Consider the following 25,771-nt stretch of genomic DNA (forward strand, 5'->3'; position numbering starts at 1 on the left):
ATCTGCTAATAAAATCGAAGGTAAAAAACAATCTGATGCTGCTTATATTTTATCTTGATGTGAGTGAATACATCAACAGGAATGGAGCATTAGCGAAAATTCATGCCGATTTTCTACTAAATCACTCTGATTATCTTACATTTAGAAGAATTACGGATTAAAAACAGATATGCTTCCATACAAAAAGCGGCTGCAAAAATTTTGCAGCCTGCTTCCTAACCAAATAATATGAAGATCTATTTACTTTTCTGAAGTATCAGGTTTTATTAGAAATACACAACTTCCGGCTACTACAAACAGCACTCCTGCGAGAATAATTGCCGAGGAAGGATTATTTCCTAAAAAGTTATTGAATACAAAACCAAAGGATAATGTCTGTATGAGCATCGGAATTACAATCATCATATTAATCACCCCCATGTAAATTCCTCTTTTGCTGTGAGGAATGGATGGTGAAACCATAGAATACGGCAGTCCCATCATCGAAGCCCAACCGATTCCCAATGCAACCATCGGAAGTAAGATAAAGTATTCATTTTTAATAAAAGGTAAGGTCATAATGCCTAAACCTGTGAGGAACAAACAAAATATATAGGTGTTTTTAGAACCGAATTTTTTAGCAAAAGGTACAAGAAGCAAAGCAGAAAGCATCGTCACGATATTGTAAGAACCGTTCATTAATCCGGTCTGTCCTACTGCAACCTCAACCTGATGCAGAATTCCTTTTGCCCAGCTTAAGTCGGAGGATACAACAGAAATTCCTTTTTTAGCACTTTCTATCAATGCATTGGCTTTAGTTTCATCAGCCTCAGAGATTCCGTACAGCGAAGACTTCAGCATCGGCGTGATGAACTGCCAATAGACAAAAAGTGCGTACCACTGGAAAAGATAAACCAGTGCGAGTTGCCAGAGAACTTTCGGCATTTCTTTTATTGCGACAATAATTTCTATAAAAGGTGTGAAAAATGTACTTTTTTCTTTTGCGATTCTTAATTCTTCAATTTCTTCTTCCGTTGGCGGGATTTCGGGTGTTTTATACACAGACCACGCCACAGATGCGATTGAACAGAACGATCCCAGAAAGAAGGAATAATAAACCCATACAGGAATTCCTCCGCTTGCAGAATTTCCGCCTAAATATTTCTGAAAAACAAATAACGATAGATTGGCAAGGGTAATCCCCGCTCCCACAAAAAGACTCTGCATCTGAAAGCCGAAGGTTTGCTGATCTTCCGGAAGTTTGTCTCCGATGAAAGCGCGGTAAGGTTCCATTGCGGTATTGTTTGCGGCATCCAGAATCCATAAAAGTCCCGCTGCCATCCAGATGGTAGAACTGAAAGGAAATAAAAACAAGGCAATACTGCAGAATAATGCTCCCAACAAAAAGAACGGTTTTCTGCGCCCCCATTTCGGACTCCATGTTTTGTCGCTGATGGCTCCGATTAACGGCTGGATCAACAATCCGGTAATGGGACCCGCCAGATTGAGGATCGGAAGCTGTTCTGCATGCGCTCCCAAAAACGAATAGATGGGATTAACCGCAGTCTGCTGAAGCCCGAAACTGTACTGAATTCCGAAAAATCCGACATTCATATTCCAGATCTGCCAGAAACTCAGGCGCGGAATGATTCTTTTTGCGTTCATAAATCTGTGTTTACAAGTTCATAGTTTTTTCCGAGAATAAGATCTGCATTATTTTTGAAACTGCGGATAATCTGATGTTCAATTTCCAAAACTTTTTCTACAAAGTCACTTTGCTCGTCACGATTGCGTTTCATCCGGTTTTCGTGAGTGTCTCTGTAATTGCGGTCTATGAAAATTTTAAAATCAAATTCTTCAATTTCCAGAATGTAGGTTCCTTCCACAAGGATGACTTCGTACCTTGAAGTGTCAATTTTTTCACTGCTAATCAGATTTTCGCTGTAATAAACCAAAGGCTTTTCAATCTCCGCAGATTCTGTTTTAAAATCTTTTATATTCTGAGATAATTTTTCAAGATCTACTTCCTGAATTCCTACATTATCCAGAGATTTTAGTCGATTCTCGTGGTTGGTTTTCGGAGGAAGTTTGAAATAATCGTCCATCTGCAAAACCAGACTTTTTACATTCTCCTGCTCCAGAATTTTCTGAAGGGCAAAAGCAGTTACCGATTTTCCGCTTCCACTTTCTCCTGCAATCCCGATCGCAATTTTCTGCTTTCCATCCAATGGAAAACTTTTTTTCAATAATGCTGTTATTTCTTTGGCTGTAGCCAGATGTTTTTCTTTTAATTCTATAACGTCGCCGACCATTTTTTACTTTTTTAAGATGAAAAATTTGAAAAACTGTCTTTTAATAAGTCATTAAAAGATATCCCGATGCCGAAAAGCAAAGCTGTTCTGTTCCCAATGGCAATAGCTGATCTGTGGAATAGTATTCTCTGAAATGCTCTCCTTTTTCATTCATCAGTTCTTCATATTGTCTAAGGATTTTTTCAGGAATATCTTTTACGCCTTTCTGTTTAAGTCCGAGACAAAGCCAGCCTAAAAATATCGGCCAAGAACCTCCGTTATGGAAATGATAGGGTTCATTTTTGAAGCTGTAGCTGTAGTTGTTTTCCAGCAGACGCCAATCGTCATCTCCGGGGAAAATCACGGGATAAAATGCAGGAAGCATCCAATGTTTAAATTCAGCCTTTACACCATTCAAAAATTCTGAAAAAGCTTTTGTATCAAGATCAAAATCCAGTAAAAGAGCGAGTGCATTTCCTGCAAGATCAAAACGTCCGTCATATCCGTTTGCATTCAGCGAAGCGTAGAAATAGGGTTTTGCGGTAACTTTAGCATAAGCCGTTTCGTGATATTTAGCTGAATCTGAACCATTTTCATTTTTATAAAAGTTTTCCTGAATCAGATTTTTTGTATTTTCCGCTACAGTTTTTAATGTTTCATCATCATAAACTTCAGCAGCATTTTTTAAAGCCCAATATCTCAGAACGTTATCGTACAAAGTATATCCGGAAGTTACATATTCATCTGCCCAGTTTCCACCCAACGGACTGTACACCAAACCTCTCTGGTTGTATTCCCAGCTTTTAAGACAGGAAAGTGCTTTATAAATTTTTTCTTTCAGACTGTTTTTAAGCTCGTGATTTTGCGTTTTTGTAAGATATTCGCAGGTTGTAACGATCCACCATGTTGTGGCGTCGGTTCTTCCTACGTGTGTTCCGTAGCTTGCTTTATCATTCACCACATTGGAAGGGATCTGTCCGTTTTCCGCCTGATGTTTAGCGAGTGTAAGAACAGATTTTTCCAGTCCGGCAAGGATTTCTTCATCATGTACTAAAATTCCGGCATATCCCGTCATCATAGAATCTCTCGCCCATACTCTTGCGTAGTTGTCTCTCTGTTGTGCAGATGCCAGAATTCCTTCTTCTGTAATGGCTTTCCTTATAATTTCAATGGCTTCCTGTCTAAACATATTTTATTTTTTTGAAAAAATGCGGAATGAACGTTCATTCATTCCACATTTTTAAGGTAAAAGTATTAAAAGTCAAATTTTACACTTGCGCTGTAGCTGCTTCCCGGAAGCGTTCTTGCTCTTACGATTCCGTTTCCTCCTGCGATAGATCCTTCTTCTGCTTCTGTAACTGCAATGGTATTGAAGATGTTGTTTGCATTTACGCTAACCGAAAGATTTTTCATCAGTTGGTAAGAAATATAAGGGTTTACAATCGCATAACCAGGCATAATTAATTTGTTTGAATCCTGCGTGTAAGCTTTTGTTGCTCCGATAAGATAGAAACCAACATTCAGTTTATCTACGCTGAAGTTAGGGTTTACGGAGTACATGAATTTAGGTGTTCTTCTAGGCGTGTTTCCAACGATGGTAGGATCCAGTGCGTTTTTAATTTCCGCATGGGTGTAAGTAAGTCCTGCTTTTATATCAAAACCTTTTGTAATTCTGTAATATCCGTCCAATTCTACCCCAAGAGACTGGTATTTGTTTTCTGTTTTTCTCTGTGTAGTCGCTTCGTAATTCGCTTCCTTAGTTCCTGCATAGAAAAGCGTTGTATTAAGGAAATATCCTGCTCCTCTCAATTTGTAACCGGCTTCCACCTGATTTACTTTGTTTACTTTTACAGCATCCAATGCAGGATCGTCATTATTGGTATAGTTGTATCCGGAGAATAAAATTCTGTCCGCAGAAGCACTTCCACCCTGGCTCACTCTTGCAAATACGGCATTTTTGCTGTTTAAAGCATAATTAGCACCTACTGAATATCCGAAAATTCCGTATCTGTAGTTTACAGGAACATTGATGTTGTCGTTAGAACCTACCAATTGTTCTGGAATATCGATTAATCCATTTCCGTTCATATCGCGACTTGTATACGTAATGGTTCCTCCAGAGAAAGTTCCTGTCACCTTTCCGATATCATATCTTGCACCCGCATCAATCGTTAACTTATCAGTCGCATTAATTTCGATCTGTGCGTGAGGCGCAGTAATGTCATATTTCGTGTTGTAGTTTCTTTTTAAATTTCCCCAGTCTTTCATTCCATAGTTAAGTAAACCCTGATCTGTGATGAAAGCTCCTGAAAGGTTTTTAACATCTACCAATCTTGCATTGCTGTCGCTTACTTCCTGAATGTAGTTGTTCCACATCCAGTCCATATTGATGTTTTGGGTAGCCTTGTACAATCCTGCGTTGAATTTCACATTGCTCCATTTTTTGCTGATGTTAAAATCGTTTACAAAATTATTGAAGTTGTTAAGCTTTACATTGAAAAGTGCAAGTTTCATGTAATAAGCATTCATATCCACCGGAGTATTGGTTCCTGAGTACACTGCACTTCCGAAATTGGTAAAGTTAGCTGCCGTAAAGAAATCGCTTCCTTTGCTTACACTTGCAGGGAAAGGTGCAATGAACTGTCCGTTGTTTGCGGAATAACGGATTCTGTCTTCAAATTTCCATCCTTCTCCAAGGTCGTAATTGAATTCTGCACCGATGGTTTTTGAAATGGAATGCATTCCGTCTGTAACATCGCTGTCAAAAATATTACCGTCGTTTCCTAATGTTCTGTCGTGTTGAAGATTGATCGTCTGTAAAGCACCGTTCAGGATGTTATAATTGGATAAAGAAGACCATTTCGGATCTGCATCTGTTCCAGAAACCGCAACCGGCATCGGCATATACGCAGCAGTTCTGTCATCCAGAAATTTAGCATAAACTCTGAAGCTTCCTTTCTCGAACTTTTTCAGTAATGAAACTCTGAACTGTCCTCCGTTATTGGAATTGAATCCTGTTTTTCTTGGTCCGTCCCCGATTCTGTAGAACCCTCCCAAAGCTAAAAACGTGTTATCTGCGATTTGCGTTCCGTAGTCGAAATCTGTTCTGTAGTTTTTATAGTTTAATCCTAACTGTTGTGTGATGCTTCCGCCTTCTTTTTCTCCGGTTTTCGTGATGAAGTTGATGATCCCCGCCGGAGAATTGCTTGCAAAAACAGAGGCAGAACCTCCTCTTAATGCTTCCACTCTGGAAACAAAAGAATCGAATCTTGTAAACTGATCCTGTGTTCCGAATGCAATATCTCCGAACTGCATTACCGGTAAACCGTCTTCCTGAATCAATAGATATCTGGAACCTCCTGCTGAAACAGGAACCCCTCTTACGGTAATATTGGAGTTTCCTTCCCCGCCTGAAGATTCTGAACGGATTCCCGGAATGGTACGGAAAATTTCGGCAGTTGTTCTTGGAGCAGCATTTTCTATATCTTTCATTTTTAAAGTAGAAATAGAAGTACTGGTTTTAATAGAAGCTTTAGGGTTGGAGTTACCTGTGATAACTACCTCATCGATTGCTTTACCTCTTGTAATTGTATCATTTTCTGTACTCTGAGAAAACATAAAGGCTGCTGTATTCATCGCGCCGAAAATGAGCAATCTGGTAAAAATTTTTGATTCCATAATTTTTGAGAGTTTTTAATTATGGTCTAAAAGTATTTTTTTTAACATATTCAAAATGTAGTTTTTGGTTTGTGTTAAATTTATATTAATTTCAAACGTTTGCGCAAACGTTTGCGGTGGATAACTTCTAAAAATTTTAACTTTTTATTAACTTTTTAAAACAAAATATTAACATTTTTTAACTTAAATTTAACCTCGAAACATCACTAAATTAACCCAAAAATTGCCTCAATTAACTTAAAAATGAAAAGAGTCACTATAAAAGACCTCGCAGAAATGCTCAATATCAGTGTATCTACAGTATCCAGAGCGCTTAAAGATCACCCCGATATCAGCAATGCCGTAAAGCAAAGAGTAAAGGAGGCTGCAGAAACTTTTAATTATATTCCGAATGATTTTGCCATCAATTTCAGGAAAAAGTCTTCAAAAGTTATCGGACTTATCATTCCGGAAATGTCGATGTTTTTTATTCCTTCTATTATAAGAGGAATTTCTTCGGTGCTGCATAAGGAAGGGTATCATTTTTTTGTATTGTCCTCAGAAGAATCTGTGGGAATGGAGGAAGAAAACATCATTACCTGCATCAACTCGCGTGTGGACGGAATTCTTATTTCTCTTACAAGACAAACAAAAGATCTTTCTCACCTGAACAGAATAAAGGAGATAGAAGTTCCTGTAGTAATGTTTGACAAAACGATTTCTCAGAATTCTTTTGAACAGATTATTTTTGATAATAAACTGAATGTGGAAACTGCCGCTGAAAAGCTTGCCAATAATAAGTGCAAAAAAATTCTTGCCATTTTTGGGGATGAAAATCTGGACATCACTCAAACTAGAAGGGATTTTTTCCTGCAAAAGCTGAAAGAATATCCGCAAATGGAATGCAAGGTTATTTTTTGTGAGTCTGCAGAAAGCGTAAAGGAAAAGCTGAACATTATTCTGGACTATGAACAGTTTGACGGTTATTTCGCGATGAGTGACGAAACGCTTGCCGGACTGCACAGTTCTCTTATCAAAAAGAAGGTACAGACTTCGGATGTAAAAGTAATTGCGATAACCGAAGGCACACTTCCGAAATATCTTGATGAATCTTACGAATGCATCATCAACGATGGGTTCAGTATGGGAACGATGGCGGCTTCCAAGCTTTTGCAGCTTATTAAAAATAACAGGTAATCACGGATAACAGGATTTTCATAGATTATTTTTGCTAAATTTGCCTCAAAATAAACGTACACGAAATGAAAAAAACAACTCTACTCTTTCCGGACTTTTCTCTCTTTATGCCAATAATTTCAATCCCTGAATTTTAAACAGTTTTCGCTAACAAATTACTTAAAGCATCGCTTTTATAATCGGGTAAAGTGATTGATTTTTAAAATATTATGAAATACAAACTTCTATTTTAAGAATTATCAATTATTTAACAAATTTAAAATTTACTTTTATAAACAATTTAATTTCAAATATTTAATATAATTCACACTAAAAAGAATAAATTTTATCTATTGATTCCTTTTAACAGATATTAAAAAAAATTGTTACATTTGTTTTGAGGGAGTAAAAAATACTTTTTCGCGTTTTTATTTGTTAATTTAGAATACCAGATTATATAGCATTAAAAATCAACCCATGAGAAAAATAATTCTACTATTTGTATGTATGTTCGGTATTTCAGTTTCCTCACAGATCAAGGTGTTGAAAAACGAAACTCTGATAGAAATTGGTAAAGATAATGCCGTAGGTTTATATAAAAAAGATGATAAATTTACTTTCAATTATCAGGATCTGAACACCGCCAACCTTAATACTTTCAGATCATTTTCTTTTCAGAATCTTAATAAAGACGTTTCCGGACTTTATGAAATTATTGAAAACGGATTTATCGACATTCCTGTAGGAAATATCATTCTGGAACTTCCGAACGATATTATCGAACTGCATTTTGAGAAAAACTACGGTACTCCTACTGTTCAGTTTATCCAGTATATCAACAAAAACAGAAAATTTGTAGGAAAATCGCAGCTTCTTACAAAAAAACAGATTGATAAGATTTTCGGTAAAACCAACGGAAAATCTGCATTGTATGAAAAGCCGGGACAAAAGAATAATGTTCAGCCGATGAATGCTTCCAATCCGCAACCTGCTGCAGTTCAGCCTACCGCAGAAATTTCAGGCAAGAAGTCGAAAAAATAATCAAACTTTTTAAAATATTGCATCAACTCATTCATCCGGATGAGTTTTTTTATTTTATTTTTGCAAAAAGATCATTACGAAATTATGTCTCTTCAAATAAACAATTTAACCAAAAAATTTGGTGAGCAGACTGCTCTGAACAACATTAACGTTTCCATTGACAGAAATGAAATCATCGGTCTTTTGGGTCCGAACGGAGCCGGAAAATCGACTTTAATGAAATCTATTGTCGGCGCACTGAAAATTGATGAAGGTGAAATAATTTTTAACGGAAAAAACATCACGGAAAACGAAATCGAAAGCAAAAAGAAGATCGGTTTTCTTCCTGAAAACAATCCGCTGTATCTGGAAATGTATGTGAAAGAATATTTACAGTTTGTTGCCAATATTCATAAAATTCCGGCTTCAAGGGTAGATGAAGTGATTGAACTCGTAGGAATTACGCCAGAAAAATCTAAAAAGATCGGTCAGCTTTCCAAAGGATACAAACAGAGAGTAGGTCTTGCACAGGCAATTATTCATCAGCCGGATCTTTTAATTCTGGATGAACCGACCAACGGACTGGATCCGAACCAAATCATCGAGATCCGAAATGTGGTGAAAGAAATCGGACAGCAAAAAACAGTTTTGCTTTCTACGCACATCATGCAGGAAGTGGAAGCGCTTTGCTCGCGCGTGATCCTTATTCATAAAGGAAATATTCTGCAGGACTGCCCGATTGATGAATTCAAAGGCAAGTTCGAAAGTCTTGAAGAAGCATTTGCAAACTATACCGCATAAAAAGAAAAAGCTCCAAAATCTGGAGCTTTCCTCTTTTGCACCGAAGATTTTGGCAAAAGATATATAGAATGGTTAAAAGTTTTTAAAGTGGGGCAGAAAAATTTTCTGTACTTTGAATATATATATGATGTTGTGTTTTTTTGATTCTGACATTCAGCCAAAATATTTAAGAATTGTTATCGCTTTTTTCTTCAATTACATTAGCCGTTTCTAAGTTTTTCTTCTGAATCTGCTCCAAAAGCTGTAATCCCAACAATCCGCTGATTCCTCCGTTTGCTGAATCTCCGTTTCCGCCGATCAACACTTCAGGCATAATTCTTACGTTTTGGCTGGCAATATTTTCCATGATCTTTAACTGGGTGAAATTATTTCCGCCCATTGCTTCCACAGATAATTTGTAAGATTCTGCGTTGGATTTACCGATGGCTAAGATTTTTTCCGCTTCAGCATTACCCGTTAATGAAATCTGTTCTGCACTTGCTTTTGCCAGTAATTCGATTTTTTCGGCTTCGGCTTTTGCGAGAAGTCTTGTTTTTTCGGCTTCACCAGTTGCCAGAAGTTTCAGTCTGTCTCCTTCCGCAGTTGCCTGTAATCTTACGGAATTGGCGTCTCCGGTTGCTTTTTTCACGGATGCATCAGCGATTCTTTCTGCAATCACAACACCCTGATCCGCTTTTACAATTTCCTTCTGCATATCTGCAACAGCAGTTTCTTTTTCCAGAGCCTGTCTGGTTTCCTGAGCAAGCATTTCGGTTTCGTAGGTGATTTTCTGTTCTTCTGCCAACTTTCTGTCTGTTAAAGTTTTCATCAGACTTTCAGGAGGAACGATCGCTCCAATCAAAGTATCAACGGCATTTACATTATACTGTTCCAAAACGCTGCTGATGTGGTCTTTTGCAGACTGCTGTCTTTCTTTTCTTGTTCCTAAAAAAGCAATTACATCGCTGTCCTGCGCAGAGTTTCTGAAATAATTCCCGATCGTAGGTTCCAAAACCTGACTCACCAAATTGATCATATTTCCGAAACGGGCAATCACTTTTGGCGCTTCATACGTCGGAATGTGAATAATTTGCGAAACATCCAAGTTGAAAGGGAACCCGTCTTTACTTCGAACGGTAATCGTAGAAAGATTTTTATCCAGTTGGTGAGATTCACTTCTTTCGTAAGCCCAGTTTAAAACTAAATTGGTTGTCGGAACAAGTTCCACTTTCATAATGTAAGGGTTAATCGGATATTTTCCGGGACCGATAGGTTCTGTCCAAACTCCTTTATGTCCTTTTTCTACAATATTCCCATGCTTAAAGTCTACGCCGCTCAAATCCTGCCCTTCTTCTCCTACATAACTGATAATAACTCCAACATGACCGATCGGAATTTCCGTCATTTTTACCATTTCAACTTTTGTAAACCAAGGGTTTAAGAAATATGAACCCGCCAAAATCACCTGTTCCTGAAGTCCTTTGTAACCACCGCTGTTTAAAAAGGTATCGACATCCTGAAATTTGTTGTGGTTATTAATGATCTTTCCGGCAATCTGTCCTTCTTCCAAAGGGCTTCCTTCCATCGTTGTTATAATTCCTACTGCATTGTCAGGAATCTGGGTCATATCTGTAAGTTCAATTTCAAACAGTAAAGTATTGATTCTGTATGATCCGGGAGCAATGATGGCGGTTTGACGGCCTTTTCTACCTCCGTTTTTCAAGAAGGCTTCAGCATCCTGAAAAGAATCGCAGTCGACTTTTCTTCCTAAAATTCTTCCGGTTTCCAGCTCCATTCCGTCTTTCGCAAGAAGTAAGCCTATTTTTCCTGTGGGAATTACGGTGAAAGGCTGAAAATCAATAGAATATTGCCAGATCCATTTTCCGAAATAAACTCCGGGAGCCAACGTCTGTGCCTGAAAACCGGCTTCTCCGTTGGTGGCAATGATTCTTCCTTCGGGAAGTTCCTGCTTACCTACCAACACGAATTTTTTGGTAACCAAGCCTATTCTGTCCTGTGGAACAATGACTAATCCGAAGAAAATTCTTAAAATAAATTTGTAAAAAATAACGCACAAAAGTGCAATAACGACCGGAATCATCCAGCCATCAAAACCTAATTCCATAGTTTGTTTGTTTTTTGTTTTGATAAAATTTGAAAACAGGGAGGGTGCTCTATTTTTTCAGAAAGAGAAAAAGAGAGTACGGACTATTTGATTATTCTTTCGAATAATTTAAGAAAGTGCAGGTGGAGAAGTATTGAAAATCGTGAAAGTGATTTCAGATACTTTTAAAAGGAAAAACTTAAAGTTAATTAGTTTCATTTTGATAAGAAAGGAACGAGATCCTTTTGATGATACAAATGTAAGAAAGAAAAATATTCAGTTGTTTCAAAAAATTTAAATATTTTTTTGAATATTTATTAATTGACTGATTTTCAATTTAATTATTTTTATTCATGTATTAATTTTTACTCCAAAGAAGGTGATTTTTGATAATGAATCGGATCTAAAACCAATCAATCTTCTCTGAATTGGCTTTAAATTTGATTGAATCGTTATCTAATAATAGCTAAAAAATGATCAGAAAAATTTTATTAAGTGCATTTTGCATTGCTCAGTTTTCATTGGTTGAAGCAGCAGCTTTTAATGAAAATCCGGTTTCAAAAATCAGTTATCAGCAGGAAAAAGTTCCCAAGTCGTTTATTATTAAAACCAAAAAGTTTAAAATTAAAATTGATAAACAACCCAACGGAAATTATCTGTATCAATCCTGGGCAGCCAACGGAAAGGTGACTTCCAAACCGAGTATGATTATTTCGGACGGAGAATTAATTCCGGACGGAACAGGCGGAAATTATTACTATGAGTTTAATAATAACGGATATACTTATCAGATCTGGAGAAATTATTTAACGAATTCTGCGAAAAAAGCTCCGTATACTTTAACGGTAACCGACAGAAACGGCAAAACAATTGTCAATCAGGATGGTTACGTGGTTAAAAATTAATTTCAATAATATATTTTAGTTCCTGACTTCATCGTCAGGAATTTTTTTGTTTTTTTGAAACAATGGAAAATTGTTTAAATTTTTATAAACTATAAAGGGTTTTACTTTTCTGGTGAAATATAAAAACCAATAGATAGATAGATAGATAGATAGATAGATAGATAGATAGATAGATAGATAGATAAATAAAGCTGTAGTTTTTATTTTGGGGGAGTTATCTATTGAAGATATTGTTGAAATAGTGAATGGATGGCTGATTTCTAGCCCCAATTGAGCGGCATGTCTGAGCTCTTTTTAGAATTTCGGCGGCAGCTTCGCTGCCGCCGAAATTCTAAAAAAGCGAGTAGCGAAAGTGGGAAAAAGCTTCAAAGAAAAAAGATTTAGATTGGAAAGCTAAGTTTGAGGTTAAGGTTATCCTATCTGTTTTCCATTTCGTCATTAAAGTTATTTAAAAAAATTGAACTCCTTCGGAGTTCTGCTTCTGCATTTTATTTTTCTGCTTCACAGATATGATTTCTACAGAATATTTTATGTGTAGAAAAATGGTATTATTTCTAATATTTTGGTAAATTCACTTAAAATAATCAATATCCAATGGCTTTTACCATTAAATCGAATCTGATCGACATCGTTGCAAGGGAAACCTACCCTGCTGAAATCATTATTAAAGACAACAAGATTAGCTCAATACAAAGAATTTCGGAAAAACAGGATACGTATGTTCTGCCCGGATTTATTGATGCGCATGTTCATATTGAAAGCAGTATGCTTGTTCCGTCTGAGTTTGCAAAGATTGCGGTAAAGCACGGAACGGTGGGAACGATTTCAGATCCTCATGAAATTGCCAATGTTCTGGGAATTTCGGGTGTTGAATATATGATTGATAATGCGAAAAAAGTACCGTTTCATTTCTATTTCGGGGCTCCTTCCTGTGTTCCGGCAACCCATTTTGAAACGGCAGGTGCGGTGATTGATTCAAGTGAAATTGACCAGCTTTTAGACAAAGAAGAGATTGTTTATCTTGCAGAAATGATGAATTTTCCGGGGGTAATTTACAAAGATGAGGAAGTTCTGAAAAAGCTGGAATCTGCGAAAAAACATAACAAGCCGATTGACGGTCATGCTCCGGGATTAATGGGGGAAGAAATGAGATCTTATTTTAGTGCGGGAATTTCTACAGATCATGAGTGTTTTAGTTATCAGGAAGCGCTGGAAAAGCTTGAATTCGGGGTAAAAGTGATGATCCGTGAAGGAAGTGCAGCGAAAAATTTTGATACTTTAATTCCTTTATTAAAAGATTTTCCGGATCAGATGATGTTTTGCTGTGACGATAAGCATCCTGATAATTTGCTGGAATCTCATATCAACGATCATGTGAAACGCGCTCTGGATTTGGGTTATGATTTGTATGATGTGCTGCGTGCTTCTTCGTACAATGTGGTTAAACATTATAATTTACCGGTCGGATTATTACAGATTGGCGACAATGCAGATTTTATAGAAATTGATAATCTCTCGGATTTTACGATTTTAAAAACGTACATCAACGGAGCATTAGTTTCAGAAAACGGGGAATCGTTTATTGAATCTGTGGAAGCTGCGACAGTGAATAATTTTAGCTGCAACTTAAAAAATCCTTCAGATTTTAAGGTAAAAAGTGAAGGGGAAAAAATTCGTGTGATTGAAACGCTGGACGGACAACTGATTACAAAAGAAATTCATGCAGAAGTTTTAAATAACGATGGTTTTGCTGAATCTGATCCTGAAAATGATATTCTGAAAATTGCTGTGGTGAACCGTTATCAGGATGCGCCGGTTGCAACAGCTTTCATCAAAAATATAGGCTTAAAACAAGGAGCCATTGCTTCTTGTGTTGCGCATGACTGTCATAATATTGTGGTGGTGGGAACCAATGACGATGATATATGTAAAGCTGTAAATCTGATCATTAAAGCGAAGGGTGGAATTTCTCTGGCAACCGAAACGGAAGAAATGGTTCTGGAACTCCCGATTGCCGGAATTATGACGAATCTTCCTGCGGAAAAGGTAGCAGAAGCTTATATTAGATTAGACCGTCGCGCAAAAGAATTAGGAAGCAGATTACGAGCGCCTTACATGAGTTTGTCATTCATGGCACTTTTGGTTATTCCTGAACTGAAACTGAGTGACAAAGGGCTTTTCAACGGAAAAAGTTTCGAGTTTACGGATGTTTTTATCAAGTCTGTTTAAACTTTTATTTAACTGCAAAAGTCAAAAAAGATGAACTCAACTTTTATCTAAAGCTAATTTCGCTTTAAAGTTATTTGTTTCTTTTACGGTTAATTCTGAAATTGGTTTTTCTCGTTTTCCAGATTAGCGTAAAAACGGCTTTCGTTAAAGCTTTCTTTTGCAGCGTTGTAGCCAATGTTAAAAATCTGTTCGAGACGGTCTTTTCTTCTTTCGAACGTTCCGTAGATGGAAAGTTCCTGCGATGAGATAAACCAGTCGCAGTGATCGAATTTAATTCTCTCGATGCGGTAAGAAAGCAGATCGTACGAGCGGGAGACAATGGCTTTAATCGATTTTAAATCATTGATTTTGACGTCTTGTGGAGGAGAAACGAAAACTCCGATCAGCTTATCGCAATCGTCTCTGATGATGTCGGCGGGAAAATTATTCAGCACGCCTCCGTCGCAGTACATTTCTTCATCGATGATGTACGGAGTCGTCACTCCGGGAATGGAGCACGAAGCAATAATGGCATCGACGATTTTAAAACTTTTTTCAAAGATTTTTTCGGTTCCTCCTACTAATTCTGTTGCCACAATTCTTACGTCTTTATCCAGATCTCCCAGTTTCATTTCGCCGAAAATAGGATTGAGATAATTTCTGAAAATAACGGAAGAAACCAATCCGGGTTGGTTGAATGCAAAATGCTTCCAGTTGAAAAAGTAAACGGAATTGAAAAATTCCAGAATTTCTTCGGGATTTTTTCCTACCGCATGAAGACAGCCTACAATAGAACCTGCACTGCAACACGACAGAACATCGATATTGATATTTTTTTCTGCTAAGAATTTTAAAACTCCGGCGTGTGCGATCCCTTTCGTTCCGCCACCCGATAAAACAAGCCCAACTTTCCCAAAATCCATTGAATAAAATTAAGAAAACAAGTCGATAAAAACAGATTAATTTTTCTAAATCTGGTGATTTTGCATTATTTTAACAAAAATAAAATTATACTTAAATGAATATTGATGATCTGGTCTTATTTAGGCAGAAAACTATAATGATTTTTAGTATTAAGTATTTAATGTAAAACTTTTTTAAAAGAGGTTTTCTTCAATAAGAAATAGTTTAACCCACTTTTTTATCATACAACTGAAGAATTTTCAGAAGATCGTCATCTGTTTTCCAGGAATCTATCATAGCAAGAAGATCCGGATAAGCCGCAAATCTTACTTTCAGGCTATTTTTAAGACTGGGATTGAAAAATCCGGATTCATTGATGATTTTTCGGTTTCTGCCGTCGATTAAAAAGTCTGTTCCAACAAATTTTAAGCCGCCGTGAGGAAAAAATCTGTACCAGTTCATATTTTTGCCTTCATACAAAATTTCTACAAAACCATTGTCAAAAACCATTTTCCCGGCAGAAGCATAATATTCATGAATGGTATTATTTTCATCGGTAATCTTAATGTATTCCACATCTTTTGGTTCCACCCACGTTTCAGCCCCGGAAGAATCCCTCATTTTCATCTTAAGTAACACCGTGGCTACATAATATTTTGTATTGGAAAATTTACCTACATTTCTGATCTTCGTTTTGATGGTATCGCTGGATGTTTTTAGAATGTACTCCACAGGAAAATATCTTTTATCGTCTTTGTTCTGAGAAAATGAAAAGCTAAAGCATACAAAAAGCAGCAAAAAAATGATTTTTTTCATGAATGGTGGTTTAAAAAAGCCCGGCAAATTTCCGGGCATATTATCTAAATTTATTTTTAATTATTAATATATTTTTCAAAAATCCTTGAGAAGTCTTTCTGATTATATTTATCAAAACTGTTGGTATTCCATGCAAAAATATATTCGTTGATTGCTCTTAATTCCTGACTTTTGGAAACGTTTTCCTGCTTTCCGGAAGCAACTGTTGTAATGGCTTTCTGGATGCTGTCGTTAGAGAAATTCAGCAAAGAATGATTGTGGTGAACTTCCTGCTGAATCGCCAAAAGTGCTTTATACAGATCTTTCAACTGATCGATCTGACCTTTTGCAACGCTGATCATCATTGGAACATTCCCGATATTGAAAGAAATTTCTACATCAAGATCAATGGTTCCCGCCGTCTGTAAAGCAATATTAGAGAAAGGAAACTGGTAATATTCGTATCTCTTCAAGACTCTTTTTTTGTCTAACGCACTGGCTCCGTCGATGTGGATCAAAGCTCTGTTGGTAAAGCAGTATTCGTCTCTTTTCGATTTAATTAAAAAGAAAATTTTCTCGTTATCTTCGGAAAGGATATAGTCGTCCGAATCTACTTTGTCATAATCCTGTGAAGGGATGATTTTACCGATATCTCCCAATCCTAAAGCTTCCGCAGCTAATTTTTTAAACATAGTTTATTTGTATTTATTGACTGACTAAAATAAGAAAATAACTGAGACAAAATCAAAAAAATCATCTTAAAGAATGTTTAAATTTGATTAGATATTCAAAAATTTCATTCATTTTTTGACGCAAAGTTTTTACTTAAAGATTTAATTATTGAAGTGAGCAAAGAAGAATCAACAAGTTGATTTGATGAAGCAATATTTTCAGGCTTCGTGAAGCAAATTTTATTTGCCTTTGCTTTCTAAGAATAATGTGTAAAGTTGAATTAAAACTTTGCGTGGTAAAATAATCGAATCATAAAATTTTAAATATCAAATTTAAACAGATCCTTTTCAAAAAGAAAAACCACAGACTCCTGATCTGTGGTTTTGATATTGTTGAACTTTGTCAAAGATTTTCAACTTTGACAAAGTGAAAAATTAAATGTGGATTACTTCACCATAAGCAGCCGCTGCAGCTTCCATAATGGCTTCAGAAACTGTCGGGTGCGGGTGAATAGATTTGATGATCTCGTGACCTGTAGTTTCCAGTTTTCTGGCAACAACTGCTTCCGCAACCATGTCTGTAACCCCTTCTCCGATCATGTGGCAACCTAACCACTCTCCGTATTTAGCATCGAAAATAACTTTAACGAAACCGTCTGTATTTCCGTTTGCCGTTGCTTTTCCACTTGCCGAAAGAGGGAATTTTCCTACTTTAATTTCGTATCCTTTTTCTTTAGCCTGTTTTTCTGTAAGACCAACAGAAGCTACTTCTGGGTGACAGTACGTACATCCCGGAATATTGCCATAGTCGATTTTCTCAACGTGCATTCCTTTGATTTTTTCAACACAGGTAATTCCTTCTGCTGAAGCAACGTGCGCTAAAGCCTGAGTAGGAATGATGTCTCCGATTGCATAATAACCCGGAACTGAAGTTTCGTACCATTCGTTGACCAAAACTCTACCTTTGTCTGTCTGGATTCCCACTTCTTCAAGACCGATGTTCTCTATGTTTGCAGCGATTCCTACAGCAGATAATAAAATATCAGCTTCAAGAACAATGTTTCCTTTTGCTGTTTTTACGGTAGCTTTTACACCTTCTCCGCTTGTATCAACGCTTTCTACGGAAGCATTGGTCATGATCTCGATTCCTGATTTTTTCAGAGATTTTTCTAAGTGTTTAGAGATTTCCTCATCTTCTACAGGTACGATGTTTGGCATAAATTCTACAACGGTTACTTTTGTCCCCATTGTATTATAGAAATCGGCAAATTCTACCCCGATAGCTCCGGAACCTACAACAATCATAGATTTTGGCTGCTCAGGAAGAGACAATGCCTGTCTGTATCCGATTACTTTTTTACCGTCCTGTGGCAAGTTCGGCAATTCTCTTGAACGCGCTCCGGTTGCGATAATGATGTGTGTTCCTGTATATTCAGTTACTTTTCCTTCTTTATCGGTAACGGAAACTTTTTTACCTTTCTGTACTTTTGCAGTACCCAGAATAACATCGATTTTATTCTTTTTCATCAGGAATTCAATTCCTTTGCTCATTTTCGATGCAACGCCACGGCTTCTCTGAATTACGTTCGGAAACTCAAAGCTAGCTTCCACTTTGTTCAATCCATAATCTTCAGCATGGTTGATATAATGAAAAACCTGAGCCGATTTCAATAAAGCTTTGGTAGGAATACATCCCCAGTTAAGGCAGATTCCTCCTAAATTTTCTTTTTCAATGATTGCTGTTTTGAAACCTAATTGTGCCGCTCTGATTGCTGTAACGTATCCACCAGGACCACTTCCGATGACAATAATATCGTAATTCATTAGTTTAAAATTTTTATGCGAATTTAAGGAAAAATATCGGATGTATGGCATTCTGACGAAATTGATCCCGGAAGGTTTTGTTTACTATTTTTCATCATCAGAAGCTGTAATCGCTGAAGTTTAAAACAAAAATATAAAATCAGAAAATATTTTAAATATTCATTAAAGCTGCTATTAGATTAATATTATCAACATAATTTATTAAAACTATTAAAAATGATAGTCAAAAATAAAAATTTATATTAAAATTTTAATACATTTGAAATAATCAAATAAAATTTATATGTATGAAAAAGATTTTTTCGATTTTTGTGATATGCGGATTTCTCGCCAACGCACAAGTGGGAATCAGTAAAAACCAACCAACCAGCACATTAGATATTAACGGATCTGTGAGTGCGAATTACAGGCAGGTAACAGCAACTACCTATTCTATCGTTACAAACGATCATTACATCACCTATAATGGTACTGCCAATTCTACTTTTACACTGCCGGCAATCGGTTCCGGAGCTTCAAGTTTTACGGGAAGAATTTATAAGATAAAAAATATATCTGCTTTCAATATTACTTTACAGGCTTCAGGGGGAAATACGCTAAGAATAGACAATACTCCGGTTTCTACATTTATCATTCCTACAGGAGCGTATGCAGAAGTGGTAAATAACAGCAACACTACCGGCGGAACATGGGATCTTTCTTTTATCACGCTTCCGAAGCCTAATAATGTGGAAATCTACGGAACACAGCTTTCGATACCGCCGCACGCTTCGGGAACCGCTCCGGTTGCCGACTGGACCGGACATTCTAATACAGCATATGATACGGGAACAGGAACTGATGCATGGTGGGTCATCAGCAAAGCATCTACATCGTTCTCGGTAGGAACAGGTTTTTCCAATGCGAGCAGAATGACCTTGGTTTACGAGTATCAGGGAACTCCTTTTAATATTACCAATATGAATCCTTCGCTTACCGCAGGAAACAATTCCAGTTTTCCTGATGTTTTCATTGCTTCTTTTGTAAGCCTTGCCAATAACGGAACTTCTGGTAAAACGAGACTTACGGTTTCTGTTGCGCGCGTGGATTTTATAGGAAATAATGGCTCCAATAACAGTAACTGGACCGGAACTTTTCTTTTAAATCTATTGCTCGCAAGAAAGGTTTATTAATAAGCCTGTTTATACCTTTCTTTAACCGCAAAAAGTCACCAAAGATGAACAAAACTGATCATTATAAATGAAAAAGCTCACAATAGTTTTTAAAAATCTTTGATTTTTATTCCTTAGGTTAGAACATAAAAAAAACAGGCTATCTCTATTGGATAGCCTGTTTTTATTGTATTGGGAAATTACATTTTTCTTAGTAATCTCTTCTGGCTCTGGTACTTTTCATTTAAAGCTCTTAACTGATCCTGCTTCATTTTTTTGGTTGCAAGCGGATGATTCATAATGGCTTTTTTCTCAGCTTTATATCTTCTGTCAAGCTCTCTCGATTTGCTGCTGATCAACTCATTTTTTGAAGGATGTGGAGGTGCAGGTGGACGTTTCTGTCCATAAGCATTCATTGATAATCCTACTAACAAAACGGTTGATATAAATAAATTTTTCATAATATTTACTTTTTTTGAATGAATTTATCATGAAATTCATTCCTGTTCGGTTTAAATATTACACATTTCATACCATAATTTTTTTACGCCGGGCTACTCAACCTCAACATTCAGTTTTAAAGGCAGATTTTTGGAAGAGTTTCCGACAAAGATTCTGTACGTTCCTTTTTCCACGATCCAGTTCATTTTTTCATCTAAAAACTGTAATTCATTCACCGGAATTTTAATCGAAATCTGTTTGGATTCTCCGGGTTTTAAATAAATTTTCTGAAAGCCTTTCAACTCAATAACCGGTCTGGAAACCGAAGCCAGCAGATCTTTTACGTACAACTGAACGACTTCGCTTCCTGCTTTCGAACCTGTATTTTTCACAGTCACTTTTGCGACAATTGTATCATTTTCAGAATATTTTGTTTTATTTAATTGTAAATCTGAGATTTCAAAAGTGGTATAGTTTAATCCAAAACCGAAAGGATACAACGGTTCGCCGCTCAGATCGTAATAATCATTTCCTCTTCCTGTAGGATGATGATTGTAGGTTAAAGGCAGTTGCCCTTCCTCAACAGGAAATGTTATTGGCAGTTTTCCTGACGGATTTTCTTCTCCGAAAAGCACTTTCGCCACAGCATTTCCGCCTTCTTCTCCGGGATACCAGACATCCAGAATGGCTCCTACCTTATCTTTCCAATCTGTTGTTTTTATGGCAGAACCACCCACTAAAACAACCGTTGTCGGTTTATTTAATTTTGAAACTTCATGGATGAATTTTTCCTGATTTCCGGGTAAGCTTAAGGAAGAACGATCCTGAAATTCTCCTTCATGAATTCCGGCTGTAACAATGATATAATCTGCATTCTGAGCCTGCTTCAAAGCATCATTAAAATCTTTTCGGTAGTCATGTAAGCCATAATTCCAGATCAGTTCAATGTTCGCTTCTCCCCTGTTTTCGTGAAATTCAACCACAATATCATATTTCTGACCTTTATTAAATTCTACCTCAACGGTTTTGGTTGAATAACTGAGTTTTTCCCAATTGTCTATTAATAATTTATCATTTAAATATAATCGGAAACCATCATTTCCTCTTAAACCTAACTGATATTTTCCCGATTTTGGAGCTTCGAGTTTTCCTGTCCACCGAACGCTGTAATTGTCGGGCTGTAGTTTTTCAGGATTGGGAGAATACAAGGTCCATTTGAAATTGATCTGTTCATCCTGTTTTTCAAATTCAGGTTTTCCTTTTAATTCTGAATCTGAAAAGTAACTTCCTTTTAAACCTTTTTGATTTTCAGAAGACAAAACTTCAGCAGGAACAGTCAGAAAATCTTTCACATTCCAATCGATTCCCTTTGAATAAGTGATTTCGATATTTTTATTTTTGGTGAAATTTTTAATGCCATCCAAAATACTGACTTTTTTATTTCCCGGTCCGGAATAACCGCCCAATCTTGCATCAACGGCATCTGTTCCGACTACTAAAATCTTTTTATATTTTTCCGAAACCGGAAGCGTCTGATGATTATTCTGAAGCAACACAAAAGATTCTGCCGCAGCTTTTTCCGCCAATGGTTTGTGATTGATTTTCTTTAATTCTTCTATATCTTTATTAGAGACGTAAGGATTTTCAAACAAACCGAGTTCAAATTTTGCCTTCAAAACTCTGGAAACTGCATCATCAATTCTTTCCTGAGAAATTCTTCCATCCAAAAACGGAGGAATAAAAAGTTTATAATGTTGATATTCCGTCTGAAAAATCACATCAAGTCCTGCATTGATCGCCTGTGCAGAAGCATCATCGTAATCTTTTGCCGTAAAATGTAATACATTTGCTCCTCCGACTGCACTTGCATCGCTGATAACAAATCCTTTAAAATTCCAGTCTTTTTTTAATTTTTCTGTTAACAGCCAATGATTTGCCGTTGAAGGTCTTCCGTCCAGTAAATTGTAGGAAGTCATTACCGAACGGCTTTTTCCCTGTTGAAAAGCTTTCTGAAAAGGAATCAAATGGGTTTCCTCCAAATACCTTTTACTCCAGTGAATCGGATATGAATCTCTTCCGCCTTCTCCAACGTTGGCTAAAAAGTGTTTCGGAGTGGTAATAATTCCCTGATTTTCAAAGGAACTGACGAAATTGACACCCATCACGGAAGTCAGAAACGGATCTTCACCATAAGTTTCCTCTGTCCTTCCCCATCGAACATCGCTCGCCAAATTCACAACCGGCGTCAGAATCTGGCGGATTCCTCTCAGTTTAGATTCTTTGGCAATCGCTGTAGAAACTTCTTTCATCAACTCAGGATTGAAGGTTGCCGATAAACCAATTGCCTGTGGAAAAGCTGTTGCACCTTCACGCATCAGTCCGTGCAAAGCTTCATCGAAAGGAATAATTGGGATTCCCAGTCGTGATTCTTCCACAAAATATTTTTGAATGGCATTGATTTTTTTCGCAAGTCTTTCTGCATCTTCATTGGCGTTGTATTTCAGCATTTGTCCTGCAACTCCGCCTCCCTGATTTCCTGCGCTTACCTGCAAACCGAAGATTCCGTGGGAATACTGACCTTTCGGAACATTATCCAGATCTCCGGGAATCATGAAGCACTGCCAAAATTTTTCTTCCGGAGTCATGCGTTTCAACAAGTCCTGAACTCTCGCTTCAACAGGCTGTTTGGGGTCTTTGTATAATGGTTTTTGAGCTGTAATAAATGTTGTGCTCAATAACGAAATTATTATAATTTTAAATCGAAGTTTTAAAGACATCGCAAAATAATTTTGTTTTAAATATTTTCTTTTTTCCTTGATGAAAAAAGAAACAAAAAAATCAAGACTTGGAACTCTTCGCTAAAAATAAAATCTGCTCTCTAAAAATTCTAAAACTCGCGCGAATTTAATGTTTGTTTTTCAGTTCAATATTTGTGTCGCGCTCAAACAGTAGAATTTTCTTAACGTTCACAGAATTTATTTTCTTAACGCTTCGATTTCCTAGGCCGTTTTGTAGTCTACAATTTTAACTACTGTGTAATCTGGATTACGGTTGAATATTTTAACTGATTTCTTTCTTTTGGTAAATTGATTTCAATTGAATTTCCGGTTTGTTTCCAGTCAATTTTGTGAGATAATCCTAAAATTTTTAATGATTTTGGTTTAAAATTTTCCGGAATTGTAAAATTTAACGTTGAAGGAGCCAGATAATTTACTTTTTCATCCAGATGAAAAATATTCACTGTTTTTCCGTCTTTGCTTTTCGTGTAGTAAAAATTTCCGTCATGATAAGGGGCAATACTTCTTGTTGCAAAAACCGCAGATTGATTTTTATCCATCCAACTTGAAATTTCTTTCAGTCTTTCGTAAACAATGGGATCGTAGTCTCCATTGGGTCCGGGAGCAATATTCATGAGGTAATTTCCGCCTCTTGCGATGATTTTAATTAACGTTTCGATGATTTTCTGAGAGGATTTGTAATTGTCGTTGGGAACATAAGAAAACGAATCTCCCATCGTAATGCAGCTTTCCCATGGAATGGAAAGTGGTTTTTCAGGAACCGCCTGTTCCGGCGTGACATAGTTTTCCCATTTTCCGGTAACGGTACGGTCTACAACAATGATTCCGGGTTGATTTTTGCGCGCCATGGTTCCGATTTTATCCATATCGATGTCCTGTTCAACTTTAATGGTTCTTTGCCATTCAACATTGGGATCGATGGTATTAAAGGGACGAACCCAGCCTCCGTCTAACCAAAGGATATCGATTTTACCGTAATTGGAGGTGATTTCGTTGAGCTGATTAAACGTAAAATTTTTAAAGCTGTTCCATTTTTCAGGATATTTTTTGGGATCGTAGTTCACATTTCGGTCTTTTGGCGGAAAATACGACCACCAGTAATCGTTGGAATGCCAATCGGGTTTTGAAAAGTAAGCTCCAATTTTAAACCCGCTATTTCGGAATGTATTGAAAATTTCTTTTGTTACGTCTGCTTTCGGATTTTTGGAAAAAGGTGTTTTGGAAGAAGTAATTTTGTAATCAGACTGTTGGGTATTAAACATTGCAAAACCGTCGTGGTGTTTTGTCGTAAAAACCACGTATTTCATTCCTGCTTTTTTCGCAGCTTCTGCCCATTTCTGTGGATTGAACTGAACCGGATTGAAAGTGGTCTGAAGATTTTCATAGTTTTTTACGTATTCGTAGTATGATTTTCCGTGTTCGGGTTTTCTTTGTGTCCATGATTCGTCTTCGGGACAGAGGCTCCAGCTTTCGACAATTCCCCATTGGCTGTAGGTTCCCCAATGCATGAAGAGTCCGAATTTTAAATCCTGCCAGTTTTCCAGATTTTGCATAACAAGCGGATCGGTAGGTTTCTGATAGCCTTCAGAAACATTGTGAGCCTGAGAAAATAAAGCGGATGACGTAAGAAGTGATGAAAGAAGGATGGCTTTTGTTTTTTGTCTGATGAACATTGACGTTTAGTTTTTGCTAATTTAATATTTCACCGTAAATTTTTAACTACAAAAGGAACAAAAGTTTTTCTTGACACATAAGTCACATAAGTTTAGTTTAATTACATATTTAGAAGATCACATAAGAAGAAAATCAAAGATTTTATAGAGTAATGCAACTCATGTTGATGAAGTTTAAAATCTCAGGTGACTTATGTGGTTAAAAAATACACTTATATTTCAGTCTGTAAAACTTTCATTTTGATAACAATAAATTTTTAAATGCAGATTCCACTGTTGAATAGGAAAATTCAAAGCCGCTTTTTATTAATTTTTCAGGGTAGACATTCCGGCTTTTTAATAGTAATTCGGTTTCGGTATTTAAAAATATAGATGCAATTTCAAGTTGCCAAACCGGAGCATTCAATCCAAATGGAATTTTCATTTCTTTTCTTAATTTTTTCATGAATTCTTCGTTGGATAAAGGATGGGGAGCTGTAATATTGATAGTTCCTGAGATATTTTCATGTTCAATGATGAATTCTACAGCTCTGCAAAAGTCTTCAATATGGATCCAGCTTACATTTTGGTTTCCTCTTCCCTGTTTTCCGCCTAATCCGAATTTGGTGAGCATTTTCAGTTTTGGAAAAGCGCCGCCGTTATTTCCTAAAACGATGGAAGTCCGTAACGCAACTTTTCGTAGATTTTCTGTTTCTGATTTAAAAAATTCGTTTTCCCAGCTTTTACAGATGTTCATGGAAAAATCGTCGCCGATGATTCCGTTTTCTTCTGTGTTCAAATGTTTTTCTGAATGAACGTAAATGGTTGCGGAACTTGCATTGAGCCAGATTTTGGGTTTATGGATAAATTCATCAATTGCCTGCTGAAGAACTTTTGTGCTTTCAATTCTTGAATTGTAAATTTCTTTTTGGTTCTTTTCCGTATATCTGCAATCGACGGATTTTCCGGCAAGATTGATCAGAACATCAGAATTTTCGAGTAATTTTTTCCATTCGCCCAAAGTTTTGGCATCCCAATACAATTCATTTTTCTGTTTTGGGTTTCGGGTTAAAATATATACTTCGTTTCTTTTTTCGGTAAAATATTTTTCAAGGTTTTTGCCGAGAAAGCCGGTTCCGGCAGCGATGATTATTTTCATTTGGTTGTTCGGATTTAGTTGATTTTTGGTATTTGTTATTTTAAAATATATAATTGTTTATTTAGTTTTAGAAAAAGCAACTTTAAAGAGTTTTCCAGCATAAACTGCTTCTTAGAGTAACATTTTGTTTTCCTTTTGAATCTCGCTAAATAATGTCTTATTCTGGAATTATAGCTCTCAACTGTGAATGTTTCCGCTTTTGATTCGCAATGTTTCTCTGTAGGAATTAATTCTGAATAACTTTTCCAATAGTCACT

Annotated in this window: 21 protein-coding genes; 7 read left to right on the forward strand and 14 right to left on the reverse strand. The window is 36.6% G+C overall.

The features are described from left to right. The first annotated feature begins 35 nt into the window (after positions 1-35). Positions 36-161: a hypothetical protein gene (locus H6W52_RS21320; protein WP_262511422.1), complete on the forward strand. Its 126-nt coding sequence runs from the start codon at positions 36-38 to the stop codon at positions 159-161. Between the two features lie 79 nt (positions 162-240). Here the strand turns inward: H6W52_RS21320 and H6W52_RS06985 are convergent, their stop codons facing one another. The 4 genes from H6W52_RS06985 to H6W52_RS07000 all read right to left on the reverse strand — a co-directional run bounded on the left by H6W52_RS06985 (position 241) and on the right by H6W52_RS07000 (position 5,948). Continuing rightward, positions 241-1,644, reverse strand: coding sequence for an MFS transporter (locus H6W52_RS06985; RefSeq protein WP_116099131.1), 1,404 nt, complete (start codon positions 1,642-1,644; stop codon positions 241-243). Beyond that, positions 1,641-2,291, reverse strand: a complete 651-nt coding sequence (locus H6W52_RS06990) for a uridine kinase (RefSeq protein WP_116099132.1) — start codon at positions 2,289-2,291, stop codon at positions 1,641-1,643. The genes H6W52_RS06985 and H6W52_RS06990 overlap by 4 nt, the downstream gene beginning before the upstream one ends. A gap of 40 nt (positions 2,292-2,331) precedes the next feature. After that, a complete protein-coding gene (locus H6W52_RS06995; RefSeq protein ID WP_116099133.1) occupies positions 2,332-3,459 on the reverse strand; it encodes a glycoside hydrolase 100 family protein in 1,128 nt (375 codons plus the stop codon). A 65-nt stretch (positions 3,460-3,524) separates the two neighbouring features. Next, on the reverse strand, positions 3,525-5,948 hold the full coding sequence (locus H6W52_RS07000; RefSeq protein WP_206608146.1) for a TonB-dependent siderophore receptor: 2,424 nt from the start codon (positions 5,946-5,948) through the stop codon (positions 3,525-3,527). 243 nt (positions 5,949-6,191) lie between these two features. Between H6W52_RS07000 and H6W52_RS07005 the strand changes: the two genes are divergently transcribed. The 3 genes from H6W52_RS07005 (at position 6,192) to H6W52_RS07015 (ending at position 8,924) form a co-directional block, all read left to right on the forward strand. After that, a complete protein-coding gene (locus tag H6W52_RS07005) occupies positions 6,192-7,124 on the forward strand; it encodes a LacI family DNA-binding transcriptional regulator (protein WP_116099134.1) in 933 nt (310 codons plus the stop codon). A 456-nt stretch (positions 7,125-7,580) separates the two neighbouring features. After that, a complete protein-coding gene (locus H6W52_RS07010; RefSeq protein WP_228457540.1) occupies positions 7,581-8,144 on the forward strand; it encodes a hypothetical protein in 564 nt (187 codons plus the stop codon). A gap of 84 nt (positions 8,145-8,228) precedes the next feature. After that, positions 8,229-8,924, forward strand: a complete 696-nt coding sequence (locus H6W52_RS07015; RefSeq protein WP_076396608.1) for an ABC transporter ATP-binding protein — start codon at positions 8,229-8,231, stop codon at positions 8,922-8,924. Positions 8,925-9,090: 166 nt separating this feature from the next. Here H6W52_RS07015 and H6W52_RS07020 read toward each other — a convergent pair whose 3' ends face one another. Continuing rightward, the gene (locus H6W52_RS07020; RefSeq protein ID WP_116099135.1) at positions 9,091-11,028 is read right to left on the reverse strand and encodes an SPFH domain-containing protein; all 1,938 of its coding nucleotides are present in this window, start codon (positions 11,026-11,028) and stop codon (positions 9,091-9,093) included. Between the two features lie 452 nt (positions 11,029-11,480). Between H6W52_RS07020 and H6W52_RS07025 the strand changes: the two genes are divergently transcribed. Next, a complete protein-coding gene (locus H6W52_RS07025) occupies positions 11,481-11,912 on the forward strand; it encodes a hypothetical protein (RefSeq protein ID WP_116099136.1) in 432 nt (143 codons plus the stop codon). Positions 11,913-12,506: 594 nt separating this feature from the next. Then, positions 12,507-14,141, forward strand: a complete 1,635-nt coding sequence (gene ade, locus H6W52_RS07030; protein WP_116099137.1) for an adenine deaminase — start codon at positions 12,507-12,509, stop codon at positions 14,139-14,141. A gap of 89 nt (positions 14,142-14,230) precedes the next feature. Here ade and H6W52_RS07035 read toward each other — a convergent pair whose 3' ends face one another. The 4 genes from H6W52_RS07035 to lpdA all read right to left on the reverse strand — a co-directional run bounded on the left by H6W52_RS07035 (position 14,231) and on the right by lpdA (position 18,313). Then, entirely contained in the window at positions 14,231-15,043 is an 813-nt protein-coding gene (locus H6W52_RS07035) for a patatin-like phospholipase family protein (protein ID WP_116099138.1), read from the reverse strand. A 205-nt stretch (positions 15,044-15,248) separates the two neighbouring features. After that, entirely contained in the window at positions 15,249-15,839 is a 591-nt protein-coding gene (locus H6W52_RS07040; protein ID WP_087706088.1) for a hypothetical protein, read from the reverse strand. 56 nt (positions 15,840-15,895) lie between these two features. Beyond that, positions 15,896-16,510 carry a PH domain-containing protein gene (locus H6W52_RS07045; RefSeq protein ID WP_185205357.1) on the reverse strand — a complete coding sequence of 205 codons (615 nt, stop codon included), beginning with the start codon at positions 16,508-16,510 and terminating at the stop codon, positions 15,896-15,898. Positions 16,511-16,924: 414 nt separating this feature from the next. Beyond that, positions 16,925-18,313, reverse strand: coding sequence for a dihydrolipoyl dehydrogenase (lpdA, locus tag H6W52_RS07050; RefSeq protein WP_087706084.1), 1,389 nt, complete (start codon positions 18,311-18,313; stop codon positions 16,925-16,927). Positions 18,314-18,600: 287 nt separating this feature from the next. Between lpdA and H6W52_RS07055 the strand changes: the two genes are divergently transcribed. Beyond that, a complete protein-coding gene (locus tag H6W52_RS07055) occupies positions 18,601-19,485 on the forward strand; it encodes a hypothetical protein (RefSeq protein WP_116099140.1) in 885 nt (294 codons plus the stop codon). A gap of 179 nt (positions 19,486-19,664) precedes the next feature. On the opposite strand, the gene H6W52_RS07060 is transcribed toward H6W52_RS07055, so the two are convergent. The 5 genes from H6W52_RS07060 to H6W52_RS07080 all read right to left on the reverse strand — a co-directional run. Continuing rightward, positions 19,665-19,925 (reverse strand): hypothetical protein, encoded by a 261-nt coding sequence (locus H6W52_RS07060; RefSeq protein ID WP_116099141.1) that lies wholly within the window; start codon positions 19,923-19,925, stop codon positions 19,665-19,667. Between the two features lie 93 nt (positions 19,926-20,018). Continuing rightward, positions 20,019-22,640 carry a glycoside hydrolase family 3 protein gene (locus H6W52_RS07065; RefSeq protein ID WP_228457541.1) on the reverse strand — a complete coding sequence of 874 codons (2,622 nt, stop codon included), beginning with the start codon at positions 22,638-22,640 and terminating at the stop codon, positions 20,019-20,021. A 293-nt stretch (positions 22,641-22,933) separates the two neighbouring features. Continuing rightward, the gene (locus H6W52_RS07070; RefSeq protein WP_116099143.1) at positions 22,934-24,376 is read right to left on the reverse strand and encodes an alpha-L-fucosidase; all 1,443 of its coding nucleotides are present in this window, start codon (positions 24,374-24,376) and stop codon (positions 22,934-22,936) included. A gap of 235 nt (positions 24,377-24,611) precedes the next feature. After that, positions 24,612-25,514 carry a TIGR01777 family oxidoreductase gene (locus tag H6W52_RS07075; protein ID WP_116099144.1) on the reverse strand — a complete coding sequence of 301 codons (903 nt, stop codon included), beginning with the start codon at positions 25,512-25,514 and terminating at the stop codon, positions 24,612-24,614. A gap of 35 nt (positions 25,515-25,549) precedes the next feature. Further along, on the reverse strand, positions 25,550-25,771 hold a 222-nt coding region (locus H6W52_RS07080), incomplete at its 5' end, for an IS1 family transposase (RefSeq protein WP_185216609.1).

This window comes from Chryseobacterium sp. C2(2020) (assembly GCF_014218915.1).
Taxonomy (GTDB): Bacteria; Bacteroidota; Bacteroidia; order Flavobacteriales; family Weeksellaceae; genus Chryseobacterium; species Chryseobacterium mucoviscidosis.

Bases quoted from the DNA above. Each gene is read 5' to 3' on its own strand.
- H6W52_RS21320 (WP_262511422.1), top strand. From the start codon at position 36: ATGCTGCTTATATTTTATCTTGATGTGAGTGAATACATCAACAGGAAT.
- H6W52_RS06985 (WP_116099131.1), bottom strand. From the start codon at position 1,644: ATGAACGCAAAAAGAATCATTCCGCGCCTGAGTTTCTGGCAGATCTGG.
- H6W52_RS06990 (WP_116099132.1), bottom strand. From the start codon at position 2,291: ATGGTCGGCGACGTTATAGAATTAAAAGAAAAACATCTGGCTACAGCC.
- H6W52_RS06995 (WP_116099133.1), bottom strand. From the start codon at position 3,459: ATGTTTAGACAGGAAGCCATTGAAATTATAAGGAAAGCCATTACAGAA.
- H6W52_RS07000 (WP_206608146.1), bottom strand. From the start codon at position 5,948: ATGGAATCAAAAATTTTTACCAGATTGCTCATTTTCGGCGCGATGAAT.
- H6W52_RS07005 (WP_116099134.1), top strand. From the start codon at position 6,192: ATGAAAAGAGTCACTATAAAAGACCTCGCAGAAATGCTCAATATCAGT.
- H6W52_RS07010 (WP_228457540.1), top strand. From the start codon at position 7,581: ATGAGAAAAATAATTCTACTATTTGTATGTATGTTCGGTATTTCAGTT.
- H6W52_RS07015 (WP_076396608.1), top strand. From the start codon at position 8,229: ATGTCTCTTCAAATAAACAATTTAACCAAAAAATTTGGTGAGCAGACT.
- H6W52_RS07020 (WP_116099135.1), bottom strand. From the start codon at position 11,028: ATGGAATTAGGTTTTGATGGCTGGATGATTCCGGTCGTTATTGCACTT.
- H6W52_RS07025 (WP_116099136.1), top strand. From the start codon at position 11,481: ATGATCAGAAAAATTTTATTAAGTGCATTTTGCATTGCTCAGTTTTCA.
- ade (WP_116099137.1), top strand. From the start codon at position 12,507: ATGGCTTTTACCATTAAATCGAATCTGATCGACATCGTTGCAAGGGAA.
- H6W52_RS07035 (WP_116099138.1), bottom strand. From the start codon at position 15,043: ATGGATTTTGGGAAAGTTGGGCTTGTTTTATCGGGTGGCGGAACGAAA.
- H6W52_RS07040 (WP_087706088.1), bottom strand. From the start codon at position 15,839: ATGAAAAAAATCATTTTTTTGCTGCTTTTTGTATGCTTTAGCTTTTCA.
- H6W52_RS07045 (WP_185205357.1), bottom strand. From the start codon at position 16,510: ATGTTTAAAAAATTAGCTGCGGAAGCTTTAGGATTGGGAGATATCGGT.
- lpdA (WP_087706084.1), bottom strand. From the start codon at position 18,313: ATGAATTACGATATTATTGTCATCGGAAGTGGTCCTGGTGGATACGTT.
- H6W52_RS07055 (WP_116099140.1), top strand. From the start codon at position 18,601: ATGAAAAAGATTTTTTCGATTTTTGTGATATGCGGATTTCTCGCCAAC.
- H6W52_RS07060 (WP_116099141.1), bottom strand. From the start codon at position 19,925: ATGAAAAATTTATTTATATCAACCGTTTTGTTAGTAGGATTATCAATG.
- H6W52_RS07070 (WP_116099143.1), bottom strand. From the start codon at position 24,376: ATGTTCATCAGACAAAAAACAAAAGCCATCCTTCTTTCATCACTTCTT.
- H6W52_RS07075 (WP_116099144.1), bottom strand. From the start codon at position 25,514: ATGAAAATAATCATCGCTGCCGGAACCGGCTTTCTCGGCAAAAACCTT.